8 protein-coding genes are annotated in these 13,495 nt (G+C 74.6%); 3 read left to right on the forward strand and 5 right to left on the reverse strand.

The genetic code is table 11. From position 1 onward, the window contains the following. Positions 1-20 precede the first annotated feature (20 nt). The 5 genes from IF30_RS0135330 to IF30_RS0135350 form a co-directional block, all read right to left on the reverse strand. Complete coding sequence (locus tag IF30_RS0135330) at positions 21-1,562, reverse strand: phage tail sheath family protein (protein ID WP_030246208.1); 1,542 nt, start codon at positions 1,560-1,562, stop codon at positions 21-23. 234 nt (positions 1,563-1,796) lie between these two features. Next, positions 1,797-4,109: an ATP-binding protein gene (locus IF30_RS0135335; RefSeq protein ID WP_078891963.1), complete on the reverse strand. Its 2,313-nt coding sequence runs from the start codon at positions 4,107-4,109 to the stop codon at positions 1,797-1,799. Next, a complete protein-coding gene (locus IF30_RS0135340) occupies positions 4,106-4,816 on the reverse strand; it encodes a DUF4255 domain-containing protein (protein ID WP_030246213.1) in 711 nt (236 codons plus the stop codon). Before IF30_RS0135340 ends, IF30_RS0135335 begins: the two co-directional genes overlap by 4 nt. Then, entirely contained in the window at positions 4,813-8,067 is a 3,255-nt protein-coding gene (locus tag IF30_RS0135345; RefSeq protein ID WP_199807988.1) for a DUF11 domain-containing protein, read from the reverse strand. Before IF30_RS0135345 ends, IF30_RS0135340 begins: the two co-directional genes overlap by 4 nt. 222 nt (positions 8,068-8,289) lie before the next feature. Next, positions 8,290-9,033, reverse strand: a complete 744-nt coding sequence (locus IF30_RS0135350; RefSeq protein WP_078891964.1) for a response regulator transcription factor — start codon at positions 9,031-9,033, stop codon at positions 8,290-8,292. 215 nt (positions 9,034-9,248) lie between these two features. On the opposite strand from IF30_RS0135350, the gene IF30_RS0135355 reads away from it, so the two are divergent. The 3 genes from IF30_RS0135355 (at position 9,249) to IF30_RS0135365 (ending at position 13,381) form a co-directional block, all read left to right on the forward strand. Further along, positions 9,249-10,736: a hypothetical protein gene (locus tag IF30_RS0135355; RefSeq protein WP_030246222.1), complete on the forward strand. Its 1,488-nt coding sequence runs from the start codon at positions 9,249-9,251 to the stop codon at positions 10,734-10,736. A gap of 717 nt (positions 10,737-11,453) precedes the next feature. After that, complete coding sequence (locus IF30_RS0135360; RefSeq protein WP_030246223.1) at positions 11,454-12,485, forward strand: SPFH domain-containing protein; 1,032 nt, start codon at positions 11,454-11,456, stop codon at positions 12,483-12,485. Continuing rightward, entirely contained in the window at positions 12,482-13,381 is a 900-nt protein-coding gene (locus tag IF30_RS0135365) for an NAD(+)/NADH kinase (RefSeq protein WP_030246225.1), read from the forward strand. Before IF30_RS0135360 ends, IF30_RS0135365 begins: the two co-directional genes overlap by 4 nt. Positions 13,382-13,495 lie beyond the last annotated feature (114 nt).

Consider the following 13,495-nt stretch of genomic DNA (forward strand, 5'->3'; position numbering starts at 1 on the left):
GGTGCCGACCGTACTGGTGGTCACTCGTTGACGAGGCTCGTGCTGTCTGAGAACTGGGACAGCCGGAACACCACGAACTCCGCCGGCTTCACCGGAGAGACCCCGATCTCGCAGATCACCTGGCCGAGGTCGATGGACTCCGGCGGGTTGTTGTCGCGGTCGCACTTGACGTAGAAGGCCTCGGCCGCGGTCTGGCCGAACAGCGCCCCGCGCCGCCACTCCTCGGTGAGGAACGCGGTGATGTTCCGGCGGATGCTGGACCACAGCCGGTCGTCGTTGGGTTCGAAGACCACCCACTGGGTCCCCAGGAGGATGGACTCCTCCAGGTAGTTGAAGAGCCGGCGCACGTTCAGGTAGCGCCAGGCCGGGTCGGACGAGAGGGTGCGCGCACCCCAGATCCGGATGCCGCGCCCGGGGAACGCCCGTACGCAGTTGACGCCGATCGGGTTCAGCAGGTCCTGTTCGCCCTTGCTGAGGCGGATCTCCAGGTCCACCGCGCCGCGGATGACCTCGTTGGCCGGCGCCTTGTGCACGCCGCGCTCGGCGTCGCTGCGCGCCCACACCCCGGCGACGTGACCGCTCGGCGGAACGAGCACGTTGCGGCCGCTCGCCGGGTCGAACACCTTGATCCACGGGTAGTAGAGGGCGGCGTAGCGGGAGTCGAAGCCCGCCTCCTCGTTGCGCCAGGTCCGCATCCGCTGGGCGTTCAGGCCGGGCGGCGGGTCCAGGACGGCGATCCGGTCGCCCATCTGCTCGCAGTGCGACATGACCGCCAGCTGGACGGTCCGCAGACCCTCGTCGTCGAGGTCGCCGCGCTGGTAGGCGCTCATCAGGTCGGGCACCGCGACCATGGTGATCTCGTCGATCGCCTCCAGGCCGGCGAAGCCGGTCCGCGCGGCGGCGTCGCCGACGTACTCGGCGGGGTCGAGCCGGGTGGCGGTGGCCGGGGCCGACGCGGGTGCGGGGGCGGCGGCGAGGGCGTGGGTCGCGCGCTCGGGGCGGCTCGGTGCGGTGCCGGTCTGTTCGGTGACCGCGACCAGCTTCGACTCGCGCAGCTGGGTGACGACGTAGCCCTTGGTGTTCCTGCGGGTCGAGACGTCGTAGGTCTCCGCGACCTCGCTGCCGCGGCGGACCAGGAGTCGGAACCGGTCCTCGGGGACGTTCTCGCCCTCGACGTCGGCGATCTCGACGGACACGTCGCCCGCGCCGGGCAGGGCCGAGAACAGGAAGCCGGAGACCGCGACGGGCGGGGGCGTGCTGACGGCGGGGGCGGGCGTGCCGCCGGCCGCCTGCCGGGCCGGGTCGCCGATCCGCACGACGTAGGCGGAGCCGCCGCCGTTGGCGAAGAACCCGTACACGGCGTGCGCCAGGTAGGTGCCCTCGGTGAATCCGCCGAACCGCTGGACGAACTGGTCCCAGTTGGTCACCAGCGTGGGCTCGTGGAAGGGTCCGGTCTCGGCGAAGCCGACGAAAGCGGCGACGGCCGTGCCGACGCCCTCGATCGGGCGGGCACCGGACTGGACCTCCTCCACGTATACGCCCGGGGTGAGGTACGACGGCATTCGCGCTCCTTCGGGTGGCCGGTCAGTCGTCATCGAGTCTGCTGCCCGGGCGCCGTCCGGGGACATGTCCCGAGGTCCCGGACCGGGGGCAAGAACGACTGCCCCGGCGGGCAGCGCCGCAGGTACCCGATGGCGTCGCCCCCGCCGGCCCACCGCCGGAGCCGGGCCGGGCGAGCCGCGGACGGGCCGGGCCGACCGTGCCCGCCGCCGACGGGCCGGGTCAGCCGCGCCGGGTCAGCCGCGCCCGCCGCCCCCGAGGACGCTCAGCCACGGCCCGAACTCGCTCTCCAGCACCAGCCGACCGAGCTTGCGGTACTCCCCGACGACCGCGGCGACCAGCTGCGCCATGCCCAGCGGCCCGCCCGCCCCCGCGGCCAGGTAGGCCGCCGAGACCGCGCAGGCCCGGATGGAGCCGCCGGTCAGCTCGAAGCGCCGGGCGCAGAAGTCCAGGTCGAGGTCGTCCCCGCGGGGCAGCCGCGACCCCAGGCAGCGGTCCCACAGCACGCGCCGCTGTGCCTCGTCGGGCAGCGGGAACTCCGCGATGACGTCGAGCCGCCGGGTGAACGCCTCGTCGAGGTTGGCGCGCAGGTTGGACGTGAGCACTGCGATCCCCTCGAACGACTCCATGCGCTGGAGCAGGTAGGCCGTCTCGACGTTGGCGTGGCGGTCGTGGGCGTCCTTGACCTGCGAACGCTTCCCGAACAGCGCGTCCGCCTCGTCGAACAGCAGGACGCCGTTCACCTGCGCGGCCTCGGTGAAGATGCGTTCCAGGTTCTTCTCGGTCTCGCCGATGTACTTGTCCACCACGGTGGACAGGTCCACGACGTACAGCTCCATGCCGAGTTCTGCGGCGACCACCTCGGCCGACATCGTCTTGCCGGTGCCGGACTCCCCGGCGAACAGGGCGATCACCCCGTTCCCCCGGCCGCCGCCCGGCCGCATCCGCCAGCGCCCGAGCACCTGTTCACGATGCCGGGCCCGCATCACCAGCTCGCGCAGCCGGCCCTCGGTGGGCTCGGGCAGCACGAGGTCGGCCCAGCCGACGGCGGGCTCGATCCGGCGGGCGAGGCGGGCCAGGCCCGCGGCGTTCTGCGCCCGTACGGCGGCCCGCAGGTCCTCGGCGTTCACCGGGCGCCGCTCGGCGGCCGCCGTCCGGGCCGCCACCCCGGCGGCGCGCTCCAGCTTCTCGTGGTCCACCCGGTAGGCGGCCACCGCCTCGGTCAGCTCTCCACTCAGCTCCTGGCTCGGCTCGCCACCCGGTTCCCCGCCCGGCGCCTCGGTCGGCGTCCCGGTCAGCGGCGCCCGTCCGGCTCGCGCGGCCGGGCCACCCGGGTGGGTCCGGGCGGCGGCCAGCGCGCGGGCCCACCGTTCGGCCCGGGCGCGCGCATCCGGCGGCGGGACGGTGACCAACATCGGGCTCTCCCGCGCCCAGTCCGGATCCCACACCTGCGGGCCGTGGACGAGCAACGGGACGCCGGCGAGTTCCGCGCACAGCTCGCGCAGCAGGGCCGCCCGCTCGGGCCGTTCCGGTTCGAGCCGGTCCAGCGGGCCGAGCACCACGCCGCAACCGGCCAGCCGCGCCTCGCGGGCGAGCACCCGCAGGACGTTCCCGGGCGGGCGGGCGGCCAGCGCGGCGGCGTCGACGACCAGGGGCGCTCCGCCGTCGGCCGCGAGGGCGGCCACCGCCAGCGGGCCGGCGTGCCCGTCCCGGTCCAGCAGGTGCACCAGTCCGCCGTCCGCCGCCGCCGCGCGCAGCCGCTCGACGGGCTCCGCGGCCGCTCCGGGGCCGCCCGCGGGCGCGGCGAAGGGGCCGGCGACGGGCGCGGCTCGGCGGGCGAGCCCGACGAGCGCGGCGTCCGGCTCGTCGTCGCCGAGCAGATGGGCCGTCACCCGGTCCGGCACGCGCAGCGCACGGGAGAGCAGGGGCCGTTCCGGCTCGGAGACCTCCAGGAGCCCCCCGGCGATCAGGGGGGCCCGCGCGGAGAACCGGAAGCGGCCCGCGCCGAAGCCCGGCAGTCCGCACAGCCGCAGGGCCAGCCCGATGGTCGGGCGGCGCCGGGTCAGGTCGTCGTTGAGGTAGCCGTAGAGCTGTTCGAAGCGGGTGTCCAGGTCGGGGGCGAGGGCCACCAGCAGGAGTTCGACATCCACCGGGAGCAGCCCGAAGGCCTCGCTGAGCCGGGCGAGCCGTGAGCCGGGCGGCGGCGCGGGCGCGTCATCGGGGGCCGTACCGTCGTGGTACGTCGTGGCGGAGGCCGCCAGGATCCGCTCCGCCGCCTCCGGGCTGAGGTACTGGCCCCGGTACGGGTCGTCCGGGTCGGGGTCGTCGGCCCGGCGCTCGCGCACCGCGGTCCGGACCCGCTGTTCGACCCGGTGCAGCCGTTCCCAGAGGTGGTCGAGGCCGGCCGGGGTCTCGCCGGGGGCCGTCGTCGCCGGGGCGTCCGACGCGGCCGAGGCCGGGCCGGCGGAGGCACCGGAGGCAGCCGAAGTAGCCGACGTATCCGATGCATCCGCTGCGGCTGACCCGGCCGTCCGGAGGTCGAGGCTCATCGCGTCCCGCCCCGGGTCCGGCGGCCGGGCGGCAGTGCGCGGTCCCGGGGCGCGGCGAAGCCGTCCGCGCCGGGGTCCGCGCCGCCGTGGTAGCGCAGTCGGCGGCCCGGGCCGCCGGCGGGTGCCGCGCTGTCCCTGGTGGTGTCCTGGGCGTGCACCACCAGGCCTTCGGTGACGGGCGGACCGACGGGGGTGCGCCCGCCGGGCAGCGGGGCGAGCGCCCTGAGGTCGATCGAGGGGCGCAGCTCCCCGCCGAGGGCGGACCACACGTCGGGCACCGACGGCAGGCCCGTGTCGCGCCCCGCGATGTCGAGCGTGACGGTCAGGCCGAGCTCGGCGAGCGTCCCGGTGAGCACCCGGGCGGGCAGCGCGTCCACGGCGGTCAGGCACTGCAACACCTCGGCCAGCAGCCGGTGTTCGTCCTGCGGCCGGCTGGTCCAGACGGTGACCAGGTAGGCCAGCTCGAACCACCGGGGCGCGGCCCGGTGGGCGACCACCATGCCGTCCGCGTCGTGTTCCGCGACGGCGCCGGTCTGCCGGCGGTCCGTCTCCTCGCGGATCCCGTACAGGAAGACGCTGACCGTCGGCGCGGTGCGCCGGGCGGTGAAGTCCCGGGTGGGCGCGTCGAAGACCACTTCTACCCCGCGCTCCGGCAGGCCGGCCTCGGCGAGCAGCAGCCGCAGTGCCTCGTCGACTTCGTGGATCATCGCCGCTCCACCTCTCCCGGCGGGCCGATGCTGCCCTCGACCACGAGGAAGGGGGTGGTCACCGGCGAGAATCCGGGGCCGTCGGCGGTGATGGTCCGCGGGCCCGTCTCGTCCTTGGGGAGGATGAGCAGCTGGCCCGCGAAGGTTCCGTCGGCCCTCGGGTAGGTGGGGGCCGCGGCGGCGGTGATGCCGGGCTGCCAGGTGAACCGCACCGGCGCGCCGGGCGGGAAGTCGACGCCCCGGACGGAGGTGACGAAGCCGGGCTTGCCGATCGGCGGCACCGCGACGATGCGGGGCTGCAGGATGCGCAGCGGCGTACTCGCCCGGTGCGGCCCCGGGACGGCGTCGGTGCCGGTGGTGGTGAGTTCCGCGTTGACGGTGGTCTGCAGCGCGGCCACGGGTGACAGCACCACGCGGACCACCTGGCTGCGGCCCGGGGACAGGTCGGCCAGTTCGCAGGCCCCGTCGCGGCAGCCCGGGGGCAGTGCCTCGGCGGGCACACCGGCGGGCAGCCCGAGCGACAGGCGCAGCCCGGTCGCGAGGGCTTGGCCGGTGTTGCGGACCGTGTAGCTGACGGTCACGTGGCCGCCGACGTAGCCGGGGTTCGGCTGGGCGTCGACGGACACTACCGGGCCGGCCTGCGGCGGCGGTGCCGGTGCCGGTTCGGGGGCCGGCGGGGGCGGCGGCGCGGGGGTCGGTGTGGCGGGCGGTGCCGGGGTGGGTGTCGGCGAGGCGGACGGCGACGGCGAGGCCGACGGTGAGGCGGTCGGGGACGGCGAGGGGGAGGGCGGGTCCAGCACCGGGAGGAACGTCTGGGCGAAGTCGTCCTCGGGGTTCGGGTCGACCACCGCCCCGGTGACGCTCCAGCCGAACGGCTGCGTGCCGGGCCGGGTGCCGATCAGGCGGGCGGTCACCCGGACCACCGCGCCCGGCGCCAGGGTGCCGAGGTCGCAGCGCAGCGCGCCGGCGTCGCACTTGCCGACCGGGGTGGTGAGGCCGCCGAGCCGGGCACCGGTCGGCACCGAGACGGTGAGGGCGGTCCCGGGCGAGGACGCGGGGCCCTTGTTGGTGACGGTGATCGTCACGTCGGTGCCGCCGTCGACGGGGACGGCCGGGGTCCGGGCGGGGACGGTCAGAGCCAGGTCCACGGACTGCTGGACGGCCGGTTCCTTCTGTCGGCCCGGCAGTCGCCGGTCGAGCGGCGTGAGCGTGCCGGCCGCGAAGTCGTAGACGGCCAGCCCCTCCGGCGAGTTCGGCGGCAGGGCCCGGCGGGAGGTGAGGACCAGCTGGGCGCCGTTCGCCGTCCAGGCGACGTCACGCGGCTGGAAGGGCCCGGACTCGGAGGTGTCGGGCAGCGGTCGGGTGCATGCGCCCTTGTCCCGGCCGAGCCGGGTGGGCAGGACCACCGTGCAGTCGCTGCCGGTCGGCGAGGTGACCACCACGCCGTCCTGGCGGTTGTTCCCGCCGTCGCCGGCCCGGCGGTTGAAGGCGATGCGCCGGCCGTCGGGCGAGAACACGGGGCTGTCGTCGATGACGTTGCAGGTGCCCGGGCAGACCGCCCGGCTGAGGTCGGTCTGCTGGGTGAGGTCGCCTGCGGCCACCGTCCAGACGTGCAGGTTGCCGGCGTTGCCGTTGACGACGGCGGTCCTGGAGAAGGCGATCGACTTGCCGTCGGGGGACCAGAAGGGCTCGCCGTCGGAGGCGCCCGCCTGGCCGGCCGGCGGCTCGACGGTGCCGACGATCGCCCCCGTGGACACCTGGGCGATCAGGACCCGTCCCGGACGCGCGGGCTGTTGGCCGCCGCCCGGGGCGCTGCGGCTGAACACGATCAGCTTGCCGTCGGGCGAGAAGGAGGGGTCGGTGTCCCGGTCGGTCGGGCCGCGCCCGGCCAGGTTCATCGGGTGCGGGTTCGAGCCGTCGGCGTCGGCCAGCCAGATCCGTTCGATCCGCCCGGCCGGGGAGTCCTCGTAGCGGGTCGCCACGATCTTGCGGCCGTCCGGTGTGTAGCCCTGCCGCTCGTACCAGGGGTCGTAGCCGGGGCGGGGGTGGAATAGCGGGTCGGCGGCCGGGTTCGGATCGGTGTTGGTGTCGGCGGCCGGGTCCTCCCTGAGCACGCTGATGCCCAGGTCGCGCGGGTCGGCCCCGTCAGGGCGGACGTCCTGGACGTCGGCGACGTTGGCGGCGGAAGCGCTGGTCTGCTCCACCACCGGGCCGCCCTCGGCCTGGGTGCCGAGCCAGGTCGGCGCCGCGATCAACCGGTCCGTGCCGTAGAGCAGTTGGGGGTCGTCGCAGGAGCAGGTCGGCGCGCGGTACAGCTTGACGACCGGCGGTCGGCCCGGGTCGGGCTGCGGCGGGTTGGGGGCGAGCGGGTCGGCGCTCAGGAAGAGGACCCCGCTGCCGTCGGCCATCCAGGAGGCGGAGCCGGTCCGCCAGGTGGAGCCGGTGCGGAGGAAGAACGCCTTGTCGCCGCCGGTGGGTGAGGTGAGCATCAGGGTCCGGCCCTGGTCGCCCCGGTCCCAGGTGTAGACGATCTGGTTGCGGTGGGCGTCGTCGTTCACCGGGTTCCAGGCCGGGTCGACGGCGTTGCCGTCGGTCACGTTGGTGACCTTGGTCGGCGCGCCGCCGGTGAACGGGCGCAGGTAGACCTGGGTGTGCGCCGGGTCGCCGGTGCAGGCGTAGGCGACCCACCGGCCGTCGGGCGAGACCGTCGGATGCGTCTCGTCGGCCGCGCCGTCGGTCAGCCGGCGCAGGCCGCTGCCGTCCCGGTTGACCACCCACAGGACCTTCTGGGGCGCGCCGCCGCTCGCGCCGGGCTCCAGCGCGACGAAGACGACGCCCTTGCCGTCCGGGGCCAGCGCGGGCTGGGAGGTGTCCATGCCGGTGGTGAGCTTGTGCACCGCGCCGGCCGTGTCCCGCAGGTACACCTGGGGCAGCGGGCCGTCCCGCAGGCTGGTGAAGACCAGTTCGCCGCCACGGGCCGACGGGTCCTGGTCGAAGTGGATCGGGCCGGGCCCGAACAGCGGGGTGCTGGCCGCCGCGCCGGTCACCCGGCCGAGGCCGCGGTGGTTCGTGCCGGCGAAGACGATCCGCCCGCCGGACGGGTCGGCAGCGGCGGCGGCGGCCGCGGGGGCGCCCGGCCCGCCGGAGGCGGCGGTGCCCAGGGTCACGACGGCCGCCGCCAGCGCGAGCAGCACGGCGACGGCGGCACGGGCCGGCCGCCGGATGAAGCGGGGGGTGGCGGTGGCGCCGATCACGCTCGACCTCACAGGATGGCAGGGGCGGTCTCCCCCGCAGTCTCCCCGGCCCGGGCGCCCGGGGACAGAGCCCAGGTGCCCGAGCCGGGGGTAACGACCGGTGTCCCCAAAGGGCAGTCCGCCACGGCCGCGGGCCTCGCCGTCGCGGACCCGCCGTCCGCTGCCCGCCCGACTGCGGACCCGCCGTCGGGGACCTCGGATCAGGCCAGGCCGCGTACGTCAGATCAGGCCGCGCCGCATGGCGTACCCCACCGCGTGCGCCCGGTTGCGCAGGCCCAGCCGCGTGGTGATCTCGTGCAGCACGTTCTTGACGGTGCGTTCCGAGTAGGAGGTCTTCGCGGCGATCTCGCTCGTGTCGAAGCCCTCGGCGACCAGCCGGAGCATCTCCGCTTCCCGGGCCGTCAGGGTCGACAGGGTCAGCCCCCGCCCGTCGAGCATGGTGCGCTGGAGGATGCCGATCCGGTCGAGCAGTTCGCCGAGGAGGTCCCCGGGCATCACGCCCTCACCGTTGGCCAGGGCGGTGATGAGGTGCACCAGTCGGTCCTGGTCCGCTTCCGAGCGGCGCAGCACGGCGGCGACCCCGCATTCGACGATCGTCTGCAGCCCACCGGCCTCGAAATGACCCACCACCAGGCCTATGCGGCCCGAGGTGGCGAGTCGTAGCCGGCGCAGGTGCTCGGCCACGGCCTCGGTGAGGGCGTCGACCACCAGCAGGGAGACGTCCGCCTTGGCCGCGTCGCTCTCGCTCAGCAGTTCCACCTCGGGCCGCTGGCGCAACTGCTGGACCACACCGGTCTGGAGGATGAGGTCCTCGGCGTACACGGCCACGCGCACCTGCGCCGGCTTGCCGCGCATCTGGGCGGGGACGACCGGCCCGGACCGCCGCGCACTGCCGGACGGCGGTGTCATCACGGTCCGCCGGGTGGTGACGGCTTCCTCGCGGGATGTATCGGTCGGCGTCATCGCACTACTCCATTCTCCAGGGACCTGCGGTGGTGACGGGCCGACCGCCGAGGGGCGGAGCCGGCCGTGGGCGTGGGCGGTACGTGCGCCCGGGCCGCGGGGTGCGCCGCGACGGCACCGGGCAGGGCCGGTCTGTCCGTGCGGGCAAGGGGTGTGCCCACGGCTTGCCCGCACGGCCCTCTCCTCGGAGCGTCTCTCGGCCCTACCGTCACGCTATGACCACATCCGCCGAACTCGGCCTGCCCGCACTGACGGTGGCGCCCGGTGGCGTGGCCACCACGACCCTGACGGTGCGCAACGACCTCGACATCGTCGAGGCGTACTCGTTCGAGGTGGTCGGCGACTGTGCCGCGTGGACGACGGTCGAGCCGACCCGGGTCTCCCTCTATCCGGGGACGTCCGAAACGGTGACGGTCCGTCTGGCTCCGCCCCGTTCGCCGGCCTCGCGGGCCGGGGACTTCCCGCTCGGCATCCGGGTACTTCCCGCCGAGCACCCCGAGCTGGTGACGGTCCCGGAGGCCACCGTCACCGTGACGCCGTTCCACGAGCTCCAGGCCGCCCTCGCGCCGCGCCGCCGCCGCGGCTGGCTGCGCGGACGCTACCGGACGTCGGTGCGCAACCTGGGGAACGCCCCGGGCACCGTCGCCCTCACCCCCGGTCAGGCCGGCGAGGACCTGCGGTTCCGCATCACGCCGGAGCGCCTGCGCCTCGAACCCGGAGAGTCCGGCGAGCTGCGGGTGCAGGCGCGCGCCCGCAAGCTGATCTGGTTCGGCAAGCAGGCGTCCTGGCCGTTCGAGGTCACGGTGGGCCCGGAGGAGGCCGCGGCCGACAAGGACGGGGCCGGCAAGGGTTCGGGTGGCAACGGCACCGCCGGCAAGGGCGCGGACGGAAAGGCCGCGGCCGCTACGGGCCGCGCGGGCACCCCGGGCGACGCCGCCACGGTGCCGACGGCCACGACCGCCCGGACGGCCACCCTCGACCCCACCCCCGCCGCCTCTCCGACGGCCGTCCAACGCACGGTGCTGGACGGCGAGTTCATTCAACTTCCGATCCTCCCTCGGTGGCTGCTCGCCCTGCTGGCGGCACTTCTCGCATTGCTGCTGGCCTGGTTCGCCCTGGTCCGCCCGGCGGTGCGCAGCTCCGCGAAGCAGGCCGCCGAACAGGCCGTCGCCCAGCAGAGCGCCACCCCGGCCCCGCCCGCCGGCGCTCCCGCCGAGGGCAATCCGACGGCCCCGGCCGGCGGAGGCGCCGGCGGCCAGGCCAAGCCGGGCGCCGGCCAGGCGAGCGCCGGTGCCGGCAGCCGCAACTCGGGGCCGGGCCAGGCGGTGCCGGGCACCGGCCAGCAGAGCTCCGCCACGATCGACGTGCAGACGGCGAACGGTGCTGCTGCGACGGGCAGTTACGTGGTGCCGCACGGCAAGGTCTTCGACATCACCGACCTCGTGGTCGCCAACTTCCAGGGCGACCAGGGGCTGGTGACCATCACGGCCGGCAACAAGACGATCACCACGATCGCCTTGGAGACCTTCCGCAACCAGGACTACCACTGGGTGACTCCCATCCAGGTTTCCGAGGACCAGGCAGTGACGGCGAACGTGACCTGCGAGTCGCCGGGCACCCCGGCCTCGGGCAAGCAGGCGGGCACGTGCCACGAACTCCTCAACATCAGCGGCGCGCTGAGTGATCTCAGGCAGGGCAACTGAATCGATGTCAGGGTGACCTTCCCTCCCCTGGCAGCCGGACCGGACGGTACGCCGGCTGCCCCGAACAATGGTGACGAGCCCCTTCCCGGCCTGCTCGCCCCCGCGATCTCCCCCTCCGGTATCTCCTCCCGCAGCACGTGACCATGTCAATACCCGACAGTAACCACGAGCGGTTCGGACACCCACCGACAATACGGCCAGACCGCATCAGCTCGGACGGGGCACCCCCCTCGGGGCAACCGGACCTGCCCTCAGGGGCACCCGGTCCGTCCCTCACGGTCAGTCGACCCTACCCCCGCAGACGGTGAAGTCTGCCCCCGGCGCCACTGCCTGACGCTACGCCGTCAGCAGTGGCGCCGCGTCGTTCCCCCACGGCAGGCGCCGTCGGAGCCTCAGGCGCACCGCCCCCGCCACCTGGAGAAAAGAACGCGATCGCCACAGTCGACCGCAACCGAGTCGGCGAGCCGACCGCAGCCCCCCGGGAGGCAAACGGCACCTCCGGGCAGGGCGGACTGCCCCTCCGGCGCCCCCTCGGGACCCCACCGCCTCCTCGTCGACACACCGGGTGTGACGGCCGCCTCAACGGCAGCTCGACAGGCATCCGACGGAACGTCACGGAACGTCACGTCGACGGCGTCGCGACCCATCCCTTTTCGTCACCTTGACGGTATTGGTCGAGCAGTCTTATCGTCTCCATGACGAAAAGAGGTGCCCTCCATGGCCGACATCACCAGACGATTCGGACTCCGCCACCTGCGCGCCGTCCCCACCGCCCACATCCGCCACCTCGACCGCGGCAAAGTCGCCCACGACGGCACCGGCCTGGCGTTCTGGTTCCGCCCGCTCACCGCCGCGCTCTCCGAGGTGCCGGTGGACGACCGCGAGTTGGCCATGCTCTTCCACGCCCGCACCGCCGACTTCCAGGACGTCACCGTGCAGGCGACGCTCACCTACCGGATCACCGAACCCGCCGTCGCGGCGAGCCGGGTGGACTTCGGCATCGACCCCGACACCGGCGCCTGGCGAGCCGCCCCGCTCGACCAGCTCGCCTCCCTCCTCACCGAGACCGCCCAGCAGCACGCGCTCGGCCTGCTCGCCCGGATCCCGCTCGCCACCGCCCTGGTCGACGGCGTCAGCACCGTCCGGGAGCGGATGGCGACCGGGCTCGCCGCCGAACCACGGATCTCCGAGACCGGACTCGCGGTGATCGCCGTCCGGGTCATCGCCCTGCGCCCCGAACCCGACGTGGAGCGGGCGTTGCGCACCCCTGCCCGTGAGCTGGTCCAGCAGGAGGCCGACCGGGCCACCTTCGAGCGGCGCGCCGTCGCCGTCGAGCACGAACGCGGCATCGCCGAGAACGAACTCGCCAACCGGATCGAACTCGCCCGCCGCGAGGAGCAGTTGCTCGCCCAGCAGGGGGCCAACAGCCGACTCCAGGCGGAAGAGGAAGCAGTCGCCGACCGGGTCCGCACCAACGCCGAGGCCGAGCGCCGGACCAGGCTCGCCACCGCCGAAGCGGATGCCGCCCGCTCCCTCGGCGAAGCCCGCGCCGCCGCCGAGGCCGCGTGGCTCAGCGCCCACCAGCAGGCCGACCCGGCCGTCCTGCAGGCGCTCGCCCTCATGCGGCTGGCCGAGCACCTGCCGCGGATCGACAGCATCACCCTCACGCCGGACGTGCTGACCGGGCTGCTCGCGAAGCTCGGCACCCCGACCGGCGGGACCAGCGGGACCAGCGGGACCAGCAGATGAGCCTCGCCCCGCGGGCCGTCCTGGTCCACCGCCGCACCGAGTACGAGGAGTTGCTCGCCCACCACGGCACACCCGGGCAGGCCGCCTTCTTCCTGTCCACCCGCGGCCGCTCGGTCGACGAGGTGGAACAGCGCCACCGACGCCAGGCCGCGGCCCTGGCCCGAGCCGCGGCCGCTGTCCCGCTGGACTGGCGCCGCACCCGGGTCGAACGAGCCGACCTGCCCCGGTTCGCGTTCGAGCCGGAGGACGTGGTCGTCGTGGTCGGCCAGGACGGCCTGGTCGCCAACGCGGCCAAGTACCTCGACGGCCAGCCGGTGATCGGCATCGACGCCGACCCGGGCCACAACCCCGGCGTCCTGGTCCGGCATCCCGCCCCGGCGCTCGCCGCCCTGCTGCCGGCCGCCGTCACCCCCAGCGCGGCCCGGCACGTCGAGGAACGCACCATGGTCGAGGCCGTCGCGGACGACACCCAACGGCTGCTGGCACTCAACGAGGTGTACGTCGGCCAACCCGGGCACCAAACCGCGCGCTACCGGGTCGCGGTGGACGACGAGGAACCAGAACGGCAGGCATCGTCGGGCGTCCTCATCGGCACCGGGACCGGCGCCACCGGCTGGTGCCGCTCCGCCTGGCTGGAGCGCGGCGGCCCGGTAGCCCTGCCCGAGGCCGCCGCACCGACCCTCACCTGGTTCGTCCGGGAGGCCTGGCCCTCCCCCACCACCGGCACCAGCCGGACGCACGGCGTGCTCGACCACGGCCGCCGGCTGCTGCTGACGGTCGAGTCCGACCGACTCGTCGCCTTCGGCGACGGGATCGAGACGGACGCCCTGGAACTGACCTGGGGTCAGAGCATCCGAATCGGCATCGCCAAGACCCGACTACGGCTTCTGACCTAGGCCGGCCGAACCCCGAAACGCAAAAAGACCCCCTCCCGGCCGGGAGGGGGTCTTTTCGGAATGATTGTTCGGCGGCGTCCTACTCTCCCACAGGGTCCCCCCTGCAGTACCATC

This window comes from Streptomyces sp. NRRL S-350, from assembly GCF_000719705.1.
Classification (GTDB): Bacteria; Actinomycetota; Actinomycetes; order Streptomycetales; family Streptomycetaceae; genus Kitasatospora.

Bases quoted from the DNA above. Each gene is read 5' to 3' on its own strand.
- IF30_RS0135360 (WP_030246223.1), top strand. From the start codon at position 11,454: ATGGCCGACATCACCAGACGATTCGGACTCCGCCACCTGCGCGCCGTC.
- IF30_RS0135340 (WP_030246213.1), bottom strand. From the start codon at position 4,816: ATGATCCACGAAGTCGACGAGGCACTGCGGCTGCTGCTCGCCGAGGCC.
- IF30_RS0135365 (WP_030246225.1), top strand. From the start codon at position 12,482: ATGAGCCTCGCCCCGCGGGCCGTCCTGGTCCACCGCCGCACCGAGTAC.
- IF30_RS0135335 (WP_078891963.1), bottom strand. From the start codon at position 4,109: ATGAGCCTCGACCTCCGGACGGCCGGGTCAGCCGCAGCGGATGCATCG.
- IF30_RS0135330 (WP_030246208.1), bottom strand. From the start codon at position 1,562: ATGCCGTCGTACCTCACCCCGGGCGTATACGTGGAGGAGGTCCAGTCC.
- IF30_RS0135355 (WP_030246222.1), top strand. From the start codon at position 9,249: ATGACCACATCCGCCGAACTCGGCCTGCCCGCACTGACGGTGGCGCCC.
- IF30_RS0135350 (WP_078891964.1), bottom strand. From the start codon at position 9,033: ATGACGCCGACCGATACATCCCGCGAGGAAGCCGTCACCACCCGGCGG.